The organism is Bartonella sp. AP20NXHL (assembly GCF_042196165.1).
Lineage (GTDB): Bacteria > Pseudomonadota > Alphaproteobacteria > Rhizobiales > Rhizobiaceae > Bartonella.
Genome location: NZ_JBHIPV010000016.1, coordinates 1 through 21698 on the forward strand (window position 1 = coordinate 1; position 21698 = coordinate 21698).

14 protein-coding genes, 3 pseudogenes and 1 riboswitch are annotated in these 21698 nt (G+C 38.3%); of the genes and pseudogenes, 8 read left to right on the forward strand and 9 right to left on the reverse strand.

The annotated features are described in order from the left end of the window. Nucleotides 1–1246: 1246 nt before the first annotated feature. Nucleotides 1247–1453: a Trm112 family protein gene (locus ACFILL_RS07770; protein ID WP_375631497.1), complete on the reverse strand. Its 207-nt coding sequence runs from the start codon at nucleotides 1451–1453 to the stop codon at nucleotides 1247–1249. Nucleotides 1454–1466: 13 nt separating this feature from the next. After that, nucleotides 1467–2129: an LON peptidase substrate-binding domain-containing protein gene (locus ACFILL_RS07775; RefSeq protein WP_273791465.1), complete on the reverse strand. Its 663-nt coding sequence runs from the start codon at nucleotides 2127–2129 to the stop codon at nucleotides 1467–1469. Nucleotides 2130–2578: 449 nt separating this feature from the next. Continuing rightward, nucleotides 2579–2676: riboswitch (glycine riboswitch) on the forward strand. A 136-nt stretch (nucleotides 2677–2812) separates the two neighbouring features. Here ACFILL_RS07775 and gcvT point away from each other — a divergent pair. The 3 genes from gcvT to gcvP are packed head-to-tail and all read left to right on the forward strand — an operon-like array spanning nucleotide 2813 to nucleotide 7101. Next, nucleotides 2813–3925: a glycine cleavage system aminomethyltransferase GcvT gene (gene gcvT, locus ACFILL_RS07780; RefSeq protein ID WP_375631499.1), complete on the forward strand. Its 1113-nt coding sequence runs from the start codon at nucleotides 2813–2815 to the stop codon at nucleotides 3923–3925. Nucleotides 3926–3931: 6 nt separating this feature from the next. Beyond that, a complete protein-coding gene (gene gcvH / locus ACFILL_RS07785) occupies nucleotides 3932–4300 on the forward strand; it encodes a glycine cleavage system protein GcvH (protein ID WP_375631501.1) in 369 nt (122 codons plus the stop codon). Nucleotides 4301–4305: 5 nt separating this feature from the next. Further along, a complete protein-coding gene (gene gcvP, locus ACFILL_RS07790; RefSeq protein ID WP_375643635.1) occupies nucleotides 4306–7101 on the forward strand; it encodes an aminomethyl-transferring glycine dehydrogenase in 2796 nt (931 codons plus the stop codon). A 1541-nt stretch (nucleotides 7102–8642) separates the two neighbouring features. Here the strand turns inward: gcvP and alr are convergent. Next, the gene (gene alr, locus ACFILL_RS07795) at nucleotides 8643–9758 is read right to left on the reverse strand and encodes an alanine racemase (RefSeq protein ID WP_375631503.1); all 1116 of its coding nucleotides are present in this window, start codon (nucleotides 9756–9758) and stop codon (nucleotides 8643–8645) included. Between the two features lie 803 nt (nucleotides 9759–10561). Here alr and ACFILL_RS07800 point away from each other — a divergent pair. Both ACFILL_RS07800 and ACFILL_RS07805 read left to right on the forward strand, forming a co-directional pair. Then, complete coding sequence (locus tag ACFILL_RS07800; protein ID WP_273791462.1) at nucleotides 10562–11389, forward strand: ferredoxin--NADP reductase; 828 nt, start codon at nucleotides 10562–10564, stop codon at nucleotides 11387–11389. A gap of 18 nt (nucleotides 11390–11407) precedes the next feature. After that, nucleotides 11408–11841, forward strand: a pseudogene (locus tag ACFILL_RS07805) (ferredoxin--NADP reductase); the annotation flags it as partial. Here ACFILL_RS07805 and eda read toward each other — a convergent pair. Beyond that, the gene (gene eda / locus ACFILL_RS07810; RefSeq protein ID WP_375643633.1) at nucleotides 11820–12485 is read right to left on the reverse strand and encodes a bifunctional 4-hydroxy-2-oxoglutarate aldolase/2-dehydro-3-deoxy-phosphogluconate aldolase; all 666 of its coding nucleotides are present in this window, start codon (nucleotides 12483–12485) and stop codon (nucleotides 11820–11822) included. The pseudogene ACFILL_RS07805 and the gene eda sit on opposite strands and share 22 nt — an antisense overlap. A 115-nt stretch (nucleotides 12486–12600) precedes the next feature. Here eda and ACFILL_RS07815 point away from each other — a divergent pair, with 115 nt between their 5' ends. From ACFILL_RS07815 to ACFILL_RS07825, 3 genes are all read left to right on the forward strand, one after another. Next, a complete protein-coding gene (locus ACFILL_RS07815) occupies nucleotides 12601–13518 on the forward strand; it encodes a rhodanese-related sulfurtransferase (protein WP_273791460.1) in 918 nt (305 codons plus the stop codon). Between the two features lie 1241 nt (nucleotides 13519–14759). Next, nucleotides 14760–15893 (forward strand): type III PLP-dependent enzyme, encoded by a 1134-nt coding sequence (locus ACFILL_RS07820; protein WP_273791459.1) that lies wholly within the window; start codon nucleotides 14760–14762, stop codon nucleotides 15891–15893. Between the two features lie 74 nt (nucleotides 15894–15967). Further along, nucleotides 15968–16552, forward strand: a complete 585-nt coding sequence (locus tag ACFILL_RS07825; RefSeq protein WP_273791458.1) for a GNAT family N-acetyltransferase — start codon at nucleotides 15968–15970, stop codon at nucleotides 16550–16552. Nucleotides 16553–17694: 1142 nt separating this feature from the next. Here ACFILL_RS07825 and ACFILL_RS07830 read toward each other — a convergent pair. The 5 genes and pseudogenes from ACFILL_RS07830 to ACFILL_RS07850 all read right to left on the reverse strand — a co-directional run bounded on the left by ACFILL_RS07830 (nucleotide 17695) and on the right by ACFILL_RS07850 (nucleotide 21418). Next, entirely contained in the window at nucleotides 17695–19266 is a 1572-nt protein-coding gene (locus ACFILL_RS07830) for a DHA2 family efflux MFS transporter permease subunit (protein WP_273791457.1), read from the reverse strand. Between the two features lie 19 nt (nucleotides 19267–19285). Next, nucleotides 19286–20380 carry an HlyD family secretion protein gene (locus ACFILL_RS07835; protein ID WP_375631506.1) on the reverse strand — a complete coding sequence of 365 codons (1095 nt, stop codon included), beginning with the start codon at nucleotides 20378–20380 and terminating at the stop codon, nucleotides 19286–19288. 173 nt (nucleotides 20381–20553) lie between these two features. Beyond that, nucleotides 20554–20697: pseudogene (locus tag ACFILL_RS07840) on the reverse strand (transcriptional repressor); the annotation flags it as partial. Beyond that, nucleotides 20694–20852, reverse strand: a pseudogene (locus ACFILL_RS07845) (HlyD family secretion protein); the annotation flags it as partial. The pseudogenes ACFILL_RS07840 and ACFILL_RS07845, both read right to left, overlap by 4 nt. 173 nt (nucleotides 20853–21025) lie before the next feature. Beyond that, nucleotides 21026–21418: a Fur family transcriptional regulator gene (locus ACFILL_RS07850; RefSeq protein WP_375612302.1), complete on the reverse strand. Its 393-nt coding sequence runs from the start codon at nucleotides 21416–21418 to the stop codon at nucleotides 21026–21028. Between the last annotated feature and the right edge of the window lie 280 nt (nucleotides 21419–21698).

The window sequence follows — 21698 nt, forward strand, 5'->3', positions numbered from 1 at the left end:
TTAACAATCCAATCATTAAAACAAGATGTGATCTTTAAACGTATGTTATCGATAATTCCAAACAACTAAATTTTTAACAGTGTAATTTGTGCTGTGATAAAAACGTATCATAAAATTTATAAACTGTTATGAATGATATCGGCTTTTCATTTCGTCTGAATGCACACATGCGTTATAATATTTGCATCATGCTTAGCTTTTTAGGGTCTATTTATACATGGCAATCTTATATAAAAAAGGGTCAAATGGATCATGCATAAAAGTGTGGATTCTTAAGTGGATTCATATAAAATAATTGCATATAACACACTGAATTTATTATGTTTTTATGGAATAAGCGTTTCCGGGGTCTGGCAGTGCTGACTCAAAACAGCCCCTTGCTTTTAGTGCTGAAAGCACTTGGACATAACAAGAGCCCCCGGAAATTCCGGGATATCCGCAAAAGCGGTTTTATTTCTAGTTTGAGTTTTTCGGGCTTCCAGACCCTATTTGATTGTCGCGTATACAACCAAAAACACAAGCCTCCTTCATAAGGCAATTACTTTCAATCGTCAATTGAAATTACAACAGTGTTTCTTGTTTGTTTTTTCAAGTTTTCACGTAATTAATGCGTATATTATACATAAAAATATTGCTTGAGATACTTTAGATACTTGTAAAAATTGTAAAGCGAAATTAAAGGGTGATGGCAAGGTAATGGGGTGATTTTCTCCTTTACGATTTTATGTTTTCTCCCCAAAATTAGGCTGTTTCCCCGCTTTGAAAAGTAAACAAACAGATAAATATTCTTGTCCCGATATGGTATACATAAGATGATACAGCTTATCGTTTTTCTTCATCTTAAATCGAGGTATCTCAAACATGTTGCTCGTGAAGGGTATAACGTAAAGTTCATGAAATATAACAATTTTATATTTAATAAATAAATTTCATTTACCTGAGTTGGTTCAAAATGTTATTATAATTCTTGCTTTTAAGAAGTTCATAAGAGCCATTTTTATTCCCTTTTTTAATTGTTTTTATTCAGATGCTTGTGTGGTGCAAGCGAATGGTTTTGATTGCTTCAGTATGAACAGGCTGGAATGAGATAAATCTGATGATATTTTTGGCTTTTGTTACAAGGTGTAAAGCGATATAAATATCTTTATTGTAAAACTCTTTTTTCAGAAATCGTAGATATTGAGATATCATATTGATAGAGGATTGATAGCAGTGGGCTTGTAGAGGAAAATTGCATGAGGGTTTTTTATTTTTTATGCGTTATTTCTTCATTGTTTTGCAAAGGGCGCGCTTCTGAGGCAAGCATAATGGGAACGCCATCACGAATAGGATAGGCAAGTTTGGCTTTGAGAGAAATGAGTTCTTGTGTTTTTCGGTTGAAAGAGAGAGTGCCTTTCGTTATTGGGCAGACGAGCAATTCGAGCATTTTGGGATCTGTGGTCATTTTTTTCATGTTGGGACATTCATTAGTTTAAGCGGTAATCTGTTCTTGTTTGTTTCATGAGTGAGCGCTCTGTTAATGCAAGAAGAGTTTGGGCACGGCTTTCGATATCTGGAGCTTCAAGGAGAGCTTGTTTTTCTGCTGGTGTAAAGGGGATAAGGGCTGAAAAAGCATTAACCAATATAGGTGTAGGGGCTTCTATGATACTGCTCCAATTATATTCCATTTCATGTATGGTTAGATATTTTTCTACAACGTCGAGTAAGTTCTCTCGGTTAATGTTTTCTTCAATATCAAATTCTTGCAAGTCTTTTATGTTTGATTGGATGAGAGCTGTTCGATAGGATTTTGTGTTTGTCAATTCTTGTTCTAAGGTGAAGCGGCAAACACCTTGTAAGATAATGAACAGTTGTCCATTTCCTGTTTCACTGTAGTTTGTAATGCGCCCTATACAGCCTGTTTTATAAAGTTGTGTAGAGAAGCGGTCTGTATCCGATGAAAGTGGTTGAATAATGCCCAATAGACGATCAGTTACCATAACGTTTTCAATCATTTCAAGTGATTCTGGTTCAAAAATGTTGAGTGATAAAAAACCACCGGGTAGTAAGAGTGCACCTTCTAAAGGAAAAAGAGCAATTTGCTTTGGAAGATCATTTTCGCAATTGTAAGAGATATTACCAGCTTTCATGAGTATTTTGTCACCTTTGTTCGGTAGTTTTAGTCTGTAGATAGTCGCAATTTATGACACTATGGAGTAAAGCAGAAAAACCACTTCTTGTGCATTAAAATCATACTTATAAAATACTTGAAGTCCTTAATTCTAAATAAAGAATATGAAACCCTATCTTTAAGGTTGAACTGCGCGCGAAAGAATATTGCTTTGCGATCTTTTTAGTGTGTGACGTTTTGCATGATTTTCAAGAGGTATTTTTGTTTATAGCTTTTGATTTTTGTCTTAAATTTCCTAAAATGTGTTCCTTGCAATTTTTGTAAGGTTCAAAAGGACACTATTATAAATCTTTTGAAGTAGCTTATGCAAGTTTTAAAATGAGAACATTTTCATCACTTTACTAATGACAGTGTGATAAAGATAGGCTATAGGTTTAAATATGCTGGAAAGAGCGTTATTGTTTCTTTCATTCTTTTGCGGGAGAGTGCAGATTGCAAATTTTCGCATTGCCGCCGAAGGGGAAATAGCCCATAATCTCTCAGGCTTTAAGGACCGTAAAAGGAAGAAGGCAGATCTGGAAAGTCGGGAGAACCCGCGCCGAAGGTGTAAGCGAAAAATCTTTTCGCGAGTCTCTCAGGTTGATGACAGAGGGGGCAGAGACGGCCATATTCTGTGGGCGTTAGCGCAGCTTTGGAGTTATTATGGGCACAACACAAGAAACATCTTTTTTAAAAACACTTCCTTTATATGATTTGCATGAAAAAGCAGGAGCAAAATTTGGTGCTTTTGCGGGCTGGAACATGCCTTTAACTTATCCTCTTGGCGTTTTGAAAGAACATCTTCATACGCGTGCACATGCAGGACTTTTTGATATTTCTCATATGAAATTGATTGCGGTTGAAGGGGCACAAGCCGTGGAATTTTTGTCCTATGCTTTTCCCATTGATGCAGCAGCTTTAAAGATTGGGCATTCACGGTATAATTATTTGCTTAATGAGCAGGCTGGTATTCTTGATGATCTTATCATTACCCGTTTGGAAGAGGGCCGTTTTATGTTGGTCGCCAATGCTGGGAATGCACAGGCTGATTTCGTAGAATTGGAAAAGCGTGCGGTTGATTTTGAATGTCAAGTGATTGCCCTTGAAAGGGTATTGCTTGCTCTTCAAGGTCCTGAAGCGGCAGCTGTTCTTGCTGATGCCGATTTACCAGGGAATGAATTGTTCTTTATGCAAGGATTCGAACCACAGCAGGATTGGTTTATAACGCGTTCTGGTTATACGGGAGAGGATGGTTTTGAAATTGCTTTGCCTATAGGGCATGCGCATATGTTGGCTGAAAAATTGCTGAGTGATTCTCGTGTTGAGTGGATTGGACTTGCAGCACGCGATAGCTTGCGGTTGGAAGCAGGGCTGTGTTTGCATGGAAATGATATTACCCCTGATACGACACCTATTGATGCGGCTCTAATATGGGCTGTTCCTAAAAATGTTCGAGAAAAAGCACAATTTTATGGTGCAAAAGCTTTTCTTGAAGCACTGCAAAAAGGACCTGCTCGTTGTCGTGTTGGATTAAAACCGCAAACGCGTCAACCTATTCGTGCCGGTGCGGTACTTCTTGATGATCAAGGTAATGAGATTGGCGTTGTAACATCAGGTGGTTTTGGTCCTTCTTTTGATGGTCCTGTCGCGATGGGTTATGTTCCTGTTGATTTTAAAGTTGAAGGGACACAAGTCTTTACAGAACTGCGAGGCAAAAAGATTGTACTATCAGTTCATTCACTTCCCTTTGTTGAACAACGTTATTTTAAAGGATGATTTTTTATGTCTAAAACTTATTTTACACAAGACCATGAATGGCTTAGCGTTGAAGGGCAAGTGGTGACTGTTGGGGTTACGCATTATGCGCAAGAGCAATTAGGGGATTTGGTTTTTGTTGATTTACCACAAAGTGGAACAAAACTTTCCAAAGGAGAGGCGGCGGCTGTTGTGGAATCAGTGAAGGCGGCTTCAGATGTTTATGCTCCTCTTGATGGTGAAGTGGTCGAAATAAATGAAGCCTTGGCTGATAATCCTGAACTGGTGAATCAGAAATCCGAAACAGAAGGCTGGTTATGGAAAATGACATTGCAGGATGAGACACAACTGGAAGGGTTGTTAGATAAAGATGCTTATAAGGCTTTGATTGGATGAGTGGCATGATCGAGCGTTCTTTTTCTTCTCGACATATTGGGCTGCGTCCTGATGAAACACAAAAAATGCTTGATATTTTAGAGCTTGATTGTGTTGATACACTCATTTCTCAAGCTGTTCCACACTCTATCCACTTGGGACGTTCATTGAATCTTCCAGAGGCTGCTAGTGAAGGACAAGCCTTGGAAGAACTCTCCAAGATGATGGAGCGTAACCATGTGCACAAAAGTTTTATTGGACAAGGATATCATGGAACTTATGTGCCTCCGGTTATTTTACGAAATCTGTTTGAAAATCCGGCTTGGTATACTGCTTATACGCCTTATCAAGCAGAAATTAGCCAGGGTCGTTTAGAACTTTTGTTTTATTTTCAGACATTGGTTAGTGAACTAACAGGTTTGCCTGTTGCTGCTGCTTCTCTTCTTGATGAAGCAACTGCTTTAGCTGAAGCCAATGCCCTTGCTTTTCGCTTTTTCCGTGAGAAAAAAACAAAAATTTCTCTTCAGAGTCTTTTACATCCTCAGATTTTGAGTGTTGCGCAAACGCGTGCTGAAACACAAGGGATTCAGATTAGCCAAAATGGCGAAATTGCTTCTGATACAGCAGCAATTGTTTTATCTTGGCCAGATACAAAAGGCTCTTTTCATGATTACAGTGAGATCATAAAAGAGGCAAAGGAAAAGGGAGCTTTAGTTATCGTTGTGGCTGATCCTTTAGCGCTTACCCTTATGGAGCCACCGGCTCAATGGGGGGCAGATATCGTTGTTGGCTCTATGCAGCGTTATGGCGTTCCGATGGGATTTGGTGGTCCACATGCTGGTTACCTTGCCGTGAGTGATGCGTTAACGCGGCTTATTCCAGGGCGTATTGTTGGTCAATCCGTGGATACGAGAGGGCGTGTTGGTTTTCGTTTAGCTTTGCAAACACGCGAACAACATATTCGGCGCGATAAAGCGACGTCAAATATTTGTACAGCGCAGGCTTTATTGGCTAATATGGCAACCGCTTATGCTGTTTGGCATGGGCCGAAAGGTTTACAAGAAATTGCGCAGCGAATTCATCATTTAACATGTCGTTTTGTTGCTGGTTTAGAAGCAGCAGGGGTTCATGTTGAAGGGAAAAGCTTTTTTGATTGTGTTAGTATTTCTGTTAAGGGAAAAGCGCGAGAGATTGCGCATCAAGCCAAAATAGGTGGGCGCCTTATTCGTGTTCTCGATGATGACATCATTGCAATCAATTTTGATGAATTATCGACAGAAGAAGATGCTGGTGCTTTAGCGCAGCTTTTTGGGGCACAATTAGGCGATCAGGTTTCTCCACAGCTCTATGGAAAAAAACGGGATGCTGCTTTTCTTTCTCAGCCTTTTTTTCATGCTGTTCATTCAGAGACAGATATGATGCGCTTTTTGCGTCGTTTGGCGGATAAGGATTTGGCGCTGGACCGTGCTATGATCCCTCTTGGTTCTTGTACAATGAAGCTTAATGCCGCGGCTGAACTAATGCCTGTAAGTTGGGCGAGCATGGCCAATATACACCCCTTTGTTTCACAAGAGGATGCAGCGGGTTATTTGGAGATGATCAATCAGTTAAATGCGTGGTTGTGCGAAATTACAGGATTTGCGCAAGTTTCTTTTCAGCCAAATTCTGGTGCTCAAGGTGAATATGCTGGGCTTTTGGCTATCCGACGATATTACCAATCACGGGGAGAACATCAACGTACAGTTTGTCTTATTCCTGCATCTGCGCATGGTACCAATCCAGCTTCGGCCCATATGGCAGGGATGGAAGTCGTTGTGGTAAAATGTTTAAGCGATGGTGATGTTGATGTAGACGATCTCAAAATGAAAGCGCAATTGCATAAAGATAAATTGGCTGCTCTCATGATTACTTATCCTTCAACCCATGGTGTTTACGAGGAAAGCATTAAGGAAATTTGTTCTATTATTCATGAAAATGGCGGACAAGTTTATTTTGATGGTGCTAATCTCAATGCCCTTGTGGGTCTTGCTCGTCCTGCGGATATTGGCGCTGATGTTTGTCATATGAATCTTCATAAAACATTTGCTATTCCTCATGGTGGTGGTGGTCCTGGTATGGGACCAATTGGAGTTGCTGCGCATCTCAAACCATTCTTACCAGGTCATGAACAGGATGGGACAACACATGCGGTTTCTGCTGCTCCTTATGGAAGTGCATCTATTCTTGCGATTACATGGATGTATATTCGAATGATGGGGGCTGATGGCTTAAAATATGCAACACAAATAGCCATTTTAAATGCCAATTATATTGCTGCACGTCTTTCAGCCGCTTATTCCATTCTTTATCGGGGCAAGCATGGACGTGTTGCGCACGAATGTATTGTGGATACACGCGTGTTGAAAGAGCAGTATGGGGTGAGTGTTGATGATATTGCAAAACGTCTCATTGATTATGGATTTCATGCGCCCACGATGTCGTTCCCTGTTCCGGGAACTTTGATGATTGAGCCAACGGAATCAGAACCAAAAGCAGAGATTGATCGTTTTTGTGATGCTTTACTCTCTATTGCTGAAGAAGCTAAGAAAGTTGGTAGCGGGGTTTGGCCAAAAGACAATAATCCATTGGTGAATGCCCCTCATACAGTGGCAGATACTTTAGATGATGCTTGGGCACGACCCTATTCGCGACAAGAAGCTGCTTTTCCCAACAGTTCTCTTGATCCAGCCAATAAATATTGGCCTCCTGTATCGCGTATTGATAATGTTGCGGGAGACAGAATGCTCATTTGTTCGTGCCCGCCATTGGGAAATACCTATTAAATAACAAATATGTATTTAATTTATTTATTTGCATAAACAAAAAAAGCCCACACATTTTGTGTGGGTTTTTTACTTGTTGATCATGATGGCGTTATTTGTCTATTTTCTAGAATTTTGCATTGTTTTTTTACAACATGAGCAAAATCGAAAAAGTCGACAAAAAAGCTGTGTTTTGTCGGCAATAGGCATGCTCTCCTTTGTCTTCTACCGTATGACATGGTTTTAGTGACTAGTCGGCATCGGTCTAGCCAGCTAATTCATGTAAACGAGAGTGAAACCTATGAGGATAGGGGCACGTCTGTTGCATGTGTTGTGATATACTACTTCTCACTAAGGTGACGACGACCGGTTGTAGAAAGAATAAAATCAAATTTAATGTTTTTGATGATAAAGACACGCGAAACTCTGTTGTTGCATCTTTTCGAGTCAAGAATTGTCTAAATATTTCTCTTTAATCTGCTTTTTATAAATATGACGCAAAAATATGTAAGAACACCTGTCAGAATGAGCAAACGCAAAGCCAAATGTATTATGGTTGTTTTTTACAAGGGGTCTTATAAAAGCCGGCACATCTTTCCACTTCATTGCAAGTCAGTTTGTGACTTTACGGCGCTGTTTTTCTAAGAGCTCGTGTTCTTTCGCTGTTACCTGTAAATCAACATCCAAACTTAACGCAGCGACATGTTTTAAGTCAGAGATTGAGAAAAAAAGAGCTTTATGAGTCGTTCCTGCTTTTGTCTGTCAGATGAGGGCGGGGGGATTGTGTATTTCTGTTGACGTAACCTTTGAAACTGGAAGACAATCTAATTTTGGGAAAATGTAAAGCCGTAAAGGTGAAAATCAATCCTCAGTTTGTCATCTCCTCTTAATTCAGCTTTGCGGCTTTCAAAAGCATTTAAAGTAATATTTTTTTAATAATGGGGATTACACATTGCTCCATACTTTATATTTATTGTGTTCTTTAGTGGGGGAATGATCCTCATGTAAAACAGAACGCTTCAAAAAGAATATACTTGAGTTGTTAATTCACGTGTTTGTTTTAAAGAGACACTTCGCTCCCAATCCCATTTCGCGACGGCGCTCGTGAATGGTGTAAGGGTAAATCCATTGATTCCCCACTATCTTTACGCTCTATGAAGAAGGAAGTTGGCACTATCATACACTTTTCCAGCTCGTGGGTGCTGCTTACAGCCCTTGGTATTTGAGGCGGTTCATTAGAAGCATTATTCTTTTCTTAAATCATTTTTATCTACACATAATCCAGCTTGTGGTATGCAAGCGAATGATTTTAATTGGGAAATTAATTTTAAAAACTTTGTAGTAGATGCTTTTTTGTCAATTTATGGGGAAAGGCTAAGTTTTTGTATTTTGGGTGAAAGCTACTTCCATAAAACAGTCCATCAACTTGTCTGTTTTGAGATTTCTGTGAATGTACGGTGTCTATGACCATTCTATGTGGTTGATTGTTGTAAAATCTTTTGTAAAAGCTCCTTAATTTTCTAAAAGGATGATTTTTATCAATTTATTTTTTTAAAGAGTTTTTATGTGTAAATGTATTTATAGCGGGAGCCAAGAGATGTTAGAATTTCATTGGGAAGGGTATCGGCATCTATAGATACTTTTTCAAGTGTTTGATGGGGCCCAATGAGTTCTACCCAGTCACCTGTTTGAGGTTTTTGTTCAAGATCGGTCGTATCTACAATAATGGAATCCATAGAAACCCGCCCAACCATGGGAAGTTTGTGCCCGTTGAAATAAACTGTTCCTTTATTCGAAAGAGCACGGAGCCAGCCGTCTGCGTAGCCTATAGAAATGGTTGCAAGAGTGCTTGGTCTGTTGGTTATAAAGCTTTCTCCATAACCAATAGGTGCTCCTATATCAACAACGCGGCTTTGAATGACTTGGGCTTCAAGTCTTAAAACAGGTTTTAGAAGGGATGTGTGTTTTTCTTGGGGGGCGATTCCGTAAAGTGCAATGCCTGGACGAACAAGATCAAAATAAAAATCTGATCCTAGAAAGATACCTCCAGAATTGGCAAAGGAAACTTTGCAAGCAGGCAATTGCGCAAGGATCGTTTTGAAAGCAGTCAATTGGGCATAATTTGATGGATGGGTATCATCTTCTCCGTTAGAAAGGTGACTAAGAATATATTTTATTTCTGCTTTTTCGAAAATTGTAGGGTGTTTGATGAGTTTTTGTAATTCTTTTTGATTAAGTCCTAATCGGTTCATATGGGTATCGATTTGAACAATTGCTGGAAATTTTTTATCTTTTTTTTGACAAATTTTTTGCCAATTTTCAATGGCATTCCAAGAGTTTAGAACAGGAACAATACCAGATTGTGCGACAAACTCTTCTGCTAAGTGTGGAAGTCCATTCAGAAGGGAAATCGTGACATTTGATGGTAAAATGCTTTTTAATTGGAGTGCTTCTATGATTTGGGCGACAAAAAAAGTGCGACAACCAGCTTGATAAAGGGCAGGAGCAATTTTGTGAGCTCCTAATCCATAGGCGTTTGCCTTTACAACTGCTGAACATTGCGTTGGAGCTACACGTTTGGCTAAAGTGATATAATTGGCAACAATGGCACTGACATCGACGGTTGCTACAGCTGCATAGAGTGATGTATCTATTTCATCATTAACGGATTTTTTCATTTTAAAAGCTTATCTGTGTTCGTGAAATACGGGGTTTTTTGGTTATTTCATTGAGGTTCTTTACGATATAGGGAAAGGCACTATTTTCTATGGTCAAAATCATAAGAATCCTATACTGCCATTAAAGTCGTTTTTTATGTAAAATGCTACTTTGGATATAAGAGATACTTTAGTTTTATTTGTGTTGTTATCAACATGGTATCTTCTAATAATTTGTAAAACATAAACTTTTTACTTATTTTCCCTAGTTTAGGCATATAAAAAATAAACATAGTTTATTGTATTGTATCATTTTGAAGAGTGCAATATTAGGCTGTTGTTGCTGGTGCGATTGTTTTGATTAAATATTGCACTGGCTGCTTATTCAGAGAAGATAAAATGATTAAATTAACCACGTTAAATCAATGCATTACAAGTTTTTTACCATGAGGGGAAAGATCACTTATCTGTGCAATTTTGGATGTCGTCTCATGCACTTAAAATTATTTTTGTTAAATGGAAAACAGTGTGTAAACACTTTCTGATACATTAAAAACTGTTGACTTAGAAAACCCGTTGATTTGGATATTATTTATTTTCAAGATGGATTGGGTATCCAATATTTACTTTCTAGTCTTTGATTGGTTTTAAGTGAAATCAATTTTATCGCTGATAGCGCGCGCTAGATTCATTTATTTAATTTTGACATAAAAGTGTTAACCTTGAGGCTTTTGTTTTAAGAAAATTGTTGGCAGATGGTTGTGCAAGTACTATATCACGTCAAGGATTCGAAATTTAACGTTCAATAAAATATAGGGAAGAGTATGAATACGTCTGCTACCAATGTTCCGTCAAGCATCAGCAGCGTTGCAAATTTTCCGATTCCTGAGAATGTGTTCGCCCTTACTGTCCAAGAGGTTTGTCACTACACAGATCGGTTATTTAAATTCCGTCTGAATCGTCCGGAAAGTTTTCGTTTTCGTTCGGGTGAGTTTGTTATGATCGGTTTGCCAAATGCAGAAAAGCCGATTTATCGCGCTTATTCGATTGCAAGCCCCTTTTGGGATGAACAGCTTGAGTTTTTTTCGATAAAAGTTCCAGGGGGACCTTTAACCGAGCATCTCCAAAAAATTAAAATTGGTGATACAGTTCTCATGCGTAAAAAATCTACAGGAACGCTGGTTCTTGATGCTCTTATTCCTGGAAAACGTCTTTATCTTCTTTCAACTGGGACGGGAATTGCTCCTTTTGCAAGCCTTATTCGTGATCCTGAAACTTATGAAAAGTTTGCAGAAGTTGTCCTTATTCAAACAACGCGCGAAAAGAATGAGTTAATTTATGCAAAAGATCTTGTTTCCTCTTTGCAACAAGATCCACTCATTGGAGAGTATGCACAACAGTTGAGATTTTATCCTATGACTACTCGTGAATCTTCTGAGCATATGGGGCGTATTACGACGGTTATGGAAAGTGGGGACTTTTTTGAAACAACTGGCCTTCCTAAAATTCATCCTGATGAAGATCGGGTGATGATTTGTGGTTCCATGGCAATGTTAAAAGATTGCGCAAGGATGTGTGAAAGCTTTGGTCTTGTTGAAGGGGCCAATAATGCTCCTGCTACTTATGTTGTAGAGCGCGCTTTTGTGGAGTAATGGGTGGGAAAATTGGTGCTTTATCTTCTTTCAAAGCGGTACGGGGTTTTTCCTTTTGCAAGCTTTATTCGTGATTCTGACACTTATGAAAAATTTTCAGAAGTTGTTCTTATTTAAATAACGCGCGAAAAGAATGAGTTAGTTTGTGCAAAAGATCTTGTTTTCTCTTTGCAACAAGATTCATTCATTGGGGCATATGCACAACAGTTGAAATTTTATCCTATGACTACTTGTGAGCTTTCTGAGCATATGGGGCGTATTACGACTGTTATGGAGAGTGGGAGCTTTTTTGAAACAATAGCACTCCCCAAAATTCATCTCGATGAAGATCGGGTGATGATTTGTGGTTCCATGGCAATGTTAAAAGATTGCGTAAGGATGTGTGAAAGCTTTGGTCTTGTTGAAGGGGCTGATATTCTTGCACTTTATATTATATTGTAGAAAGAGCTTTTTTTGAGGGAGAGGGAAGTTGTGATGCGGTATATGCTAATGCAGCAATCGAATCCCAATCACTTATTGCAATGAGTTGTTGGGGCGCTATCCAAGAACCACCAACGCAGAAGACATTGGGCAGTTGGAGCCATTGTGTTGCACTTTTTTGTGTAATACCGCCTGTTGGGCAAAACCGGATATCAGAGAAGGGAGATGCTAAAGCTTCAATGAAGGAAATACCTCCAGCAGCTTCAGCAGGGAAAAATTTAAGATATGAATAGCCTTTGTTTAATGCTTGCATGAGTTCACTTGGGGTCATTGCAGCGGGAAGAAGGGGAATTTCACTATTTTTTGCACAATTGATTAGTTCATTGGATAATCCGGGGCTTACAATAAACTTGGCTCCAGCTTGTTCGGCTTTTTCGTAATGTGTTGTGTTGAGAATTGTGCCGGCTCCAACAATTGCTTCAGGGACTTCTTGTGTAATTTTCTGAATTGCTTTGAGGGCATTTGGTGTTCGCAAGGTGATCTCAATTGTTTTTAATCCACCTTTGACAAGAGCGCGTGTTAAGGGTACAGCACTTTGTAGATTGTCAATGAGCAAAACAGGTATAACAGTTTGTCCTTGGAGATATAATAAAAGCTTTTCTCTTTTTTGGCACATGATATTTTTTCTTCTTGGAGATGATATTGTTTGTATCGTTTGATTAAGCACAATATGTTAAAGAGTACATGAATAAATCTTGAAATTGAATGAAACGCGCGTTATGGCAAAACACATGGAAAAGAATTTTAAAGTTGCTGCACTTTATTGCTTTGCAGATTTGAAACATTATCATCAATTACAAAAACCTTTGCAGGAATTATGTCAAGCAAAGGATATCAAAGGCACTCTGCTTTTAGCACAAGAGGGAATTAATGGAACAGTTGCTGGTTCTTGTGCGGCAATTGAGGCATTGGTGGACTTTATTATGGCTGAACCAGCGTTTCAAACGCCGGAGATTAAATATTCATGGGCATCAAAAATGCCTTTTCATCGCATGAAAGTGCGGTTGAAAAAAGAGATTGTAACAATGGGGGTTGAAGGGGTTGATCCGCTAAAAGTTGTTGGTACGTATGTGGATCCTGAAGATTGGAATGCTCTTATTCAAGATGAAGAGACAATTTTGATCGATACGCGTAATGATTATGAATATGCAATAGGGAGTTTTCAAGGAGCGATTGATCCGCAGATTAAAACATTTCGCGAATTTCCTGAATGGGTGCGTAAACATGAGGCTGAGTTAAAGAAAAAAAAGAAAATTGCCATGTTTTGTACAGGTGGTATTCGGTGTGAAAAATCAACAGCTTATGTTCGTGATCTTGGTTATGAGCAAGTCTACCATCTAAAAGGAGGTATTCTCAAATATTTAGAAAAAATTCCAAAAGAGAAAAGTTTATGGTGGGGTGAGTGTTTTGTTTTTGATGAGCGTGTTTCTGTTCATCATGGTCTTGAAGAATGTGGACGCGAATTATGTCGCGCGTGTCGTTCTCCTCTTAATGCTGAAAGCAAATTATCGCCTCATTATGAGGAAGGTGTTTCCTGTGATGCTTGTTATAACACGCGTAGTGAAGCCGATAGAGAGCGCTTTCGTGAGCGCCATAGGCAGTTTCAATTGTTGAAGTTGCGTGCAATTGATTCTCATCAAGGGACATAAGGATATCGCAGTGTAGGGCTTTAAATTGTAGCGTTTTTCTCTTAAATTTAAGAGAGAAGAGTTTTTTAATATTAGTAGAAAAATATTTTATAAGACCGGATATTATTCGGTCTTTTTGTTTATGTTAAATTATTTGACTTATAAGTAATCATTATAGATTGTTTACTTTCTTTGACTTTATAGGATTGAGTATTTCAAATACTTTTCATTTTAAAATAGAAAAGTCATTTACGAACAATTTAGCACATTGATTTATAATAATTGGCTATTTGCATCTTGAATAAGAGATCTAAATATCGTCAGGATTCTCTCATTCCAAGCCTGTTTCTATGGTTGAATCAATAAAAACCATATCTCTTCCACGTTACAAGCGGGGAAAGTCACGTGGAGTAAAACAATACAAGAAGGACGTGCCTCTTATTAGTCGTCTCAAATGTCAAGGGCTGTCACAACATTGGGGGCTTAGTGTGTGATGATGATCAGCTTGCTCTTTTATGAAGCCTAAAAATAGTGGGTTCAATAGATTTTATATTATTTTATTGGGGGTACTATTCTATCATTTATGGGCGCTGGTGTGAAGTTGGCTCGAGCACTTTAAGAAATGTTTCTTTAAAGAAAGTACGTGAAGATACAACCCAACTATATTCCGTTTGGGGTATTCTGTTTTACATGAGGGGAGTGATCCCATGAAAGTGGATGAATGACCTTGTTTGGTGGGGGAGAGTGTTGTTTTTTCGCATCATTTTATCTTTAAGAATTAAAAAATGTTTAAAATTAAAAAAATGATTGAAATGAGAAAGAATTCGTTTTATAGGATGCCTTGCCCAAAGTCGCACGTGCCTGTGGGTGTCCGCTGGTTCTCAAATGGTGAGATTAACCGGTACGGTACCTGGAACTAACCGCTCCAGTCATTCTTACAGCCAATTGCAAGAATGAGGACATCTTGAAGCAACGACGGTGCGGGCCTTTCTGGTGTCTTCCAGCTTTTAAATGCTGGGATAACTATAGAGGCACACCTCATTGCCTTCAGTGCGGAAGTGGTTTTCTCAACTCCAATCAAAAAGGCATATAAAATAGAATAACGCGGTTTCGCGCTGTTCTTTCGCAGCATGCAATGCTAATTTCTGGTTTTTTGTAATCAGAATGGGGATGGTTGTTGTGTGTTTTTTGTCCTTTAACTTTTGGCAGCTTTGGCTGTCTAAGCATAGAGTGGGGGAGCGTTCCCTCAAGGAGAATTGCAGATGGCAACGCAACGTATTCGCGATTTTCTTGCAACACATCGTTCTGAAGGTCCATGCTTAATTGTTGACCTTGATGTTGTTCGTGATAACTATTTAAATTTTGAAAAAGCTCTGCCGCAGTCTCGTATTTTTTACGCAATAAAGGCAAATCCAGCTCCTGAAATCTTGCGTTTGCTAAGTTCTTTAGGATCTTCTTTTGATGCGGCTTCTGTTGCAGAAATTGAAATGGCTTTAAAAGCAGGAGCAACGTCAGAGCGTATTTCTTTTGGAAATACGATTAAAAAAGAGCGTGATATTGCACGAGCATATGCATTGGGAGTTTCACTTTATGCTGTTGATTGTGTTGAAGAAGTGGAAAAAATTGCGCGTGTTGCTCCAGGAGCACGTGTTTTTTGCCGTGTTCTTACCGATGGCAAAGGTGCAGAGTGGCCATTGTCACGCAAATTTGGTTGTGTTCCAGATATGGCGGTTGATGTTCTAAGACGGGCACACCAATTGGGTTTGCAAGCCTATGGTGTTTCTTTTCATGTTGGATCTCAGCAGGTTGATTTGAGTGCGTGGGATCGTGCTTTATCGGATGCTTCTACAGTTTTTAAGCGTTTGGAACAAGAAGGCATTTCACTAAGGTTGGTGAATATGGGGGGCGGTTTTCCAACGCGTTATTTGAAAGATGTCCCTACAGAACAAGCTTATGGTACAGCAGTTTTTGATTCATTGAAAAAGCATTTTGGTAATCGTATCCCTGAGACGATTATTGAGCCAGGACGTGCGATGGTTGGCAATGCTGGTGTTATTCGTACAGAAGTTGTTCTAATATCTAAAAAAGCTGATAACGATAATGTACGATGGGTTTATCTTGATATTGGGAAATTTAATGGTCTTGCTGAGACTATGGATGAAGCCATTCGTTATCCTATTGAGACACCTCATGATGATAAGGTGATGGAGCCTTGTATTTTGGCTGGACCGACATGCGATTCGGCAGATGTTCTCTATGAAAAAACACCTTATCCGCTTCCTCTATCCCTAACGATAGGAGATGAAATATTGATTCATGGAACGGGTGCTTACACAACAACTTACGCATCGGTTGCTTTTAATGGTTTTGAGCCTTTACGATCATATGTGATCTGACATTTCCTTTTAACTATAGTTTTTTAGATTTTTTGCTATGCTCGTCATGGCGCTGTAAGAGGGCGGTTATAGAGATGAACATGATTAATTTTCAAACAAAAGATGGGGCATGTTTTACACTTTTATTGGAGCAAGAAGCCGATAAGCCTTATCGAGAAAATTTGCTTGATTCAATGATGGGGTATGGACGTAAACGTAAATCATCAGAGGTTTTACGTCGTGGTCGTTTGGCTGCTCAAGGGCTCTCTTTTGTGGTTAAAAATGTGCTTGGAGAGCTTGTGGGAAGTGTCCGTCTTTGGCATGTTTCTTTTTCTAAAGAAAAAAATGAAACACAACATGCTTTACTTTTAGGCCCCTTGGCTGTTGCGTCTGAATGTGCTGGTATGGGAATAGGATCAATTTTAGTCCGACATGCAATTGAAACAGCAAAAAAATTGGGATATGGCGCCATTTTGCTGGTAGGGGATTTTGAATTTTATCAACGTTTTGGCTTTTCAAATAGTTTAACAGAAAATTTGGCAATGCCTGGTCCTTACGAAAAACATCGCTTTCAAGCGTTGGAACTGATACCACATTATCTTTCTGGGTGTTATGGCACTTTGGTTCCTAGTGGAGAACGAGAAGTTTCAAATCGTTTTCAGCATCATAAAGTCGCTTGAAGATAGTGTTTATTTCGTTTTTCAGCAGCTGCCATTGAGAAGAGCATACCGTTTTGACAGTGCCAAGGTATTTAGCGGTACAAAGTTTTGGGGAGTTGTATTGCGATTTTATTATATGGCTTTTTCTTTATGGGGCTGGTTTCTTATTTTTGATAATTTCAGTTAAGTGAGTAAGAATATATTTTAAGCTCATTTTTTGAAATAGTGTCTTATTTTATAATACTGAAGGAACCGGATTTTTGAGTTGTCTTGTGTTCTTTTAAAGTCGCTATCATCATACAGTTTTCCAGTTTTCAATATCGTTGATAAATCTTGCATCAAAACGGTTGGATATTTTACTTTTTTCTTAAACAGTTTTTATTTCTTTGCTTTTTATGTACAAGGGAATGGTTTTGATTGATTCAATAGAGAGATATTTTGAGAAATTTTATACAATTTCAGCTCTTGTTGAAAGAGAAGGGGCTTAAGAAAGAAAAATATGTAGCAGTAGAATCAAAATTGTAAGTATCAGCTTTTTTTAAAGAGTGTAAAAAAATAAAATTACATGTTTAAAAGCAGCTTTTTTGAAAAAAATATATCATTACTTTTTTGCTATAAAGGTAAATCGTTTTGCAATTGGCATGAGAGTATCAAATACAAAATGATTTTCTCATGTAAAATTTTGCATTCAGAATCAAAAAAAAACGTTATCCTACACATTATAAGAGAAATATGTGCGTGAATAAAAATCACAAGAATCATAAATCTTTTATGAATATTCTTGTAAGAATCAAAAGAGTGAAGGCACAGAATCTTAACAAAATAGTTTTTATGAGGATAGTAGCGTAAAAAGGGGGTAGATAGATGAGAGATTTAATCTTTTGTGCCCTATGGTGATAAATCAAAAATCTTATAGAAATGGCTGCTTTATCTTTATGGTGTGGAGCACTTTAGATAAGCTCTTTGTTTATTATCATCTAGAACAATTTTTGTATGCGAGAAGTTGTTTTTAAGTGCGGAAAGAGCCCGCATTAAAAGAATTTTTATCAGAAGAATCATTTAGAATCATATGTTTATTTATACTGTCTCTTGAGACAAGATAAAGTGCATAGGAAACGAGCAAAGTGATAAGGATAAAAAATATTTCTCAATTTTAATTAAGCTTAGTGATTTGGTGGTGAATCCATGAGAGGTGGTATTTTTTTGAGAAACATGGTCATAAATGTCAAAACACCAAAAATGATGGTTATGATAAAGAAAATATCACTAATAGCCATAATGGTTGCTTGTATGCGTACCATACCAAACAATTGAGAAAGAGCCAGAGTATAGGAATCAAAGGTTTCTGTTTTGAATAATACAGTAAGATTTGAAAGCATTTCAGTTGCTTGTCTGTTTGCGTAGTTAAGAGTTTCGGCTATTCGTTCATGATGGAAGTCTGTGCGTTTTGTTATGAGAGTGTTGATAATGGCAAGCCCTACAGCCCCACCTAGATTCCGGGTGAGATTAAAGAGTCCAGAAGCATTTTGCATCCGTTCTGGTGGGAGTGTTCCCAAGGCAATATTATTAATAGGAACCATACATAACATTACAGAAGCACCACGGAAAACTTGCGGCCAAAAAAGCTGCCAAAAATCCCAGTTATCTGTGATAGAGCTCGCCATCCAAATACCTATTGCAAAACCAAAAAGTCCTATTGCCATCATTAAACGTGCATCCATTCGTGCTGAAAGAAATCCAGCAAGCGGGGCAGTTAATAACATGACGAATCCTGAAAGAAACAATGTTTCTCCAATCATGAGGGCATCAAAGTGGCGGATTTGGCTTAAATAGACAGGATAAAGGTACGTGAGTCCATAAAGGCCTATTCCCAATGAAAAGGAAAAAATGGATGCAGCTGAAAAATTAAAATTAGAAAAAGTAGAGAGATCTACAATGGGTTCTTTTACTGTAAAAGCACGCCAGAAGAATAAGGCTGCAGCAAGAATCATGGTAATGAACAAATCCCGAATCAGCGTATCACTCAGCCAATCATGACGTGCTCCTTCTTCTAGAATATACTCTAAAGTTCCCAAGAAAGTAGCCATAGAAATGAATCCTAACCAATCAAACTTCTTCATTAAAGAGGGATCAGCTTTATCAAAATCAATTAACTTCCAAGCGAGAATTGAGATGATAATCCCGCAGGGTACATTGATGAGAAAGAGCCAATGCCATGATGAGAGATGACAAATATAGCCTCCCACGGTTGGACCAATGGTGGGGGCCAATGTTGCTACTAGTCCAACAATAGGGGTAACAATTGGGCGTTTGGACGGAGGAAAAAGAACATAAGAGGCGACAAAAACGCTTGGGATAATTCCTCCACCAATAAAACCTTGTAGTGCGCGATACAAAATCATCTCTCCAATAGATGTTGCTGTTGCACAAAGAACAGAAGTAATCGTAAACCCGATCGCTGATATGGTGAAGAAAACACGTGTTGAAAGCAATCTTCCTAAAAATCCAGAAAGCGGCAACATGATGACTTCAGCGATGAGATAGGAAGTTTGAACCCATGAAATTTCTTCAGAGCTTGCTGTAAGACCCGCTTGAATTTCAGCTAAAGAAGAGGAAACGATTTGGATATCTAAGATTGCCATAAACATGCCAAAAGACATAGCAATAAAAACTACAATTTTGCGCATTCCTATGCGTTCTTGAGACTGTATGAGCTCTGGTATGGAAGATGTCATAGTAAGATTTTCTACTTTTTTATAAGAGACTTTTATCTTGTGGCTTTGTACGTGTATCAATTTTCACTGAAACACTCATTCCTGCTCGGATATGTCCGGTTTTTAAAACTTCTTCTGGAATAGAAATACGTACGGGAATGCGCTGGACAATCTTTGTAAAGTTACCGGTAGCATTTTGTGGAGGCAGAAGAGAAAAAACAGCGCCTGTTGCGGGCGAAATAGAAAGCACTGTTCCTGTAAAAACATCATCTTCGAAGGCATCAACAGAAATATAAGCTTTTTGTCCGGTATGAATGTCTTGTAGCTGTGTTTCTTTATAGTTTGCTTCAATATAAAGTGCATGTATGGGGACTAACGCCGCAAGACGTTGGCCATTTACAACAAAATCTCCCGTTTTTGCTGTTAAATTTCCTATAACTCCATCAAATGGCGCTCGTATAATGGTCGAATCAAGATCACGTTGTGCTTTTTTACGCGAGAGCTCTAAACTCTTTGTTTCGCTTTCTGTTTCACTTCGTTGTGCTTCTAGCACTCGGATATTTGCACGTGCTGAAGCCATTTTTGCATCCGCTCTGTTAACATTTGCAATGGCTTGTTCATAAGCGGATTTGGCATCATCAACATTGGATTGAGGAGCATAACGATTGGCTTTCAGTTCTGTTACACGTTTTAAGGTGAGTTGTGCATTGGTTGCTATGGCTGAAGCGGCTGCTTTTTGTGCTTTTGCATCATCTAAAGAACTACGAGCGGCTGTGATTTGCGCATCAATGCGTAGAAGTGTTTTTTTCTGTGTGTTAAGATGCGCTTCTGTTTGATCCAAGGCTATTTTATAATCACCATTGTCTAGGTAAAATAAAACATCGTCCTTTTTTACAACTTGGTTGGCTTTAATGGCAATTTTTTCAATATACCCATTTAATTTAGTCGCAATAGCGGCTATATCTCCTTGCACATAGGCATCTTCAGTGGACAGCATATAACGCCATTGCGTCGTCCACTTATAGCTAAACCAAAGTACAAAAAGCGCAAAGACGATAAGAAGAGCCTTGATTACTTTTTTTCGTTTCGTTTTATCGAGATTTTTTGTTGAAAAAATGGTCTCAGATACGGACATGATTTTATACTTTCAATATTTATGTTCTAACGAGTATAATAAGCCTCTCACTCTAGGGTAGGGTGATATATGCACGGACGATAAGAGCTTTTCCAACAATAAGGCGATTCCTGCTACATAATGCTAAATATATAAACTTGCAAGTTAGAGATCTTATTTCCAAGTTAGATGTCTTATTTTATTGCGCATTTTTTACAAAGACCTCGTACTTCTAGGGTGCTTTTGTGTGCTTGGAAGCCAACCGCTTGAACCATCTGTTTTAAACTTGATACAATCGTTTGATTTTGTATTTCGTTGACTGTGCCACAGTTTAGGCATCTTCAGTGGACAGCATATAACACCATTGCGTCGTCCACTTATAGCTAAACCAAAGTACAAAAAGCGCAAAGACGATAAGAAGAGCTTTGATTACTTTTTTTCGTTTCATTTTATCGAGATTTTTTGTTGAAAAAATGATCTCAGATACGGACATGATTTTATACTTTCAATATTTATGTTCTAACGAGTATAATAAGCCTCTCACTCTAGGGTAGGGTGATATATGCACGGACGATAAGAGCTTTTCCAACAATAAGGCGATCCCTGCTACATAATACTAAATATATAAACTTGCAAGTTAGAGATCTTATTTTCAAGTTAGATGTCTTATTTTATTGCGCATTTTTTACAAAGACCTCTTACTTCTAGGGTGCTTTTGTGTGCTTGGAAGTCAACCGCTTGAACCATCTGTTTTAAACTTGATACAATCGTTTGATTTTGTATTTCGTTGACTGTGCCACAGTTTTCGCAAATTATAAACGTTGTAAGTTCATGTTGACAGTTTTCAGGGTGTAAACAGACCATAAAGGCATTTACACTTTCAAGACGATGAATACACTTTAACTGTACGAGTTTTTCTAACGCACGATAAACTTGGAGAGGTGCGCGAAAACCTTCTTCGCGTAAGTGATTGAGAATCGCATAAGCACTTAAAGGCCCTTTTGCATTTTTTAAAGTATTTAAAACCAATGTTTGGTTACGCGTCAGTTTAGATGACATGGACATCTTCCTTTTGCTCCCATGGAAAAGCATAAAGCGTGTAAGATATTTATGCAATGGTGATTATAGAATATGTACTCTAATCTTTAGCCGTTTACATGACATCATTGCGATATGTAAGAAAAGTTGCAACCGTTGTGAGGGGAGGGGTATTATAATCTGAAAGCCGCTGCTATCCAGCAAGAAACTTTTATACGCTTCTTATTTTTCCAATAATGTCTTGAAATAGGATTTTTTGTTACAATATTTTATTGGAAATGTTTGGGTTATTTTATTTAAA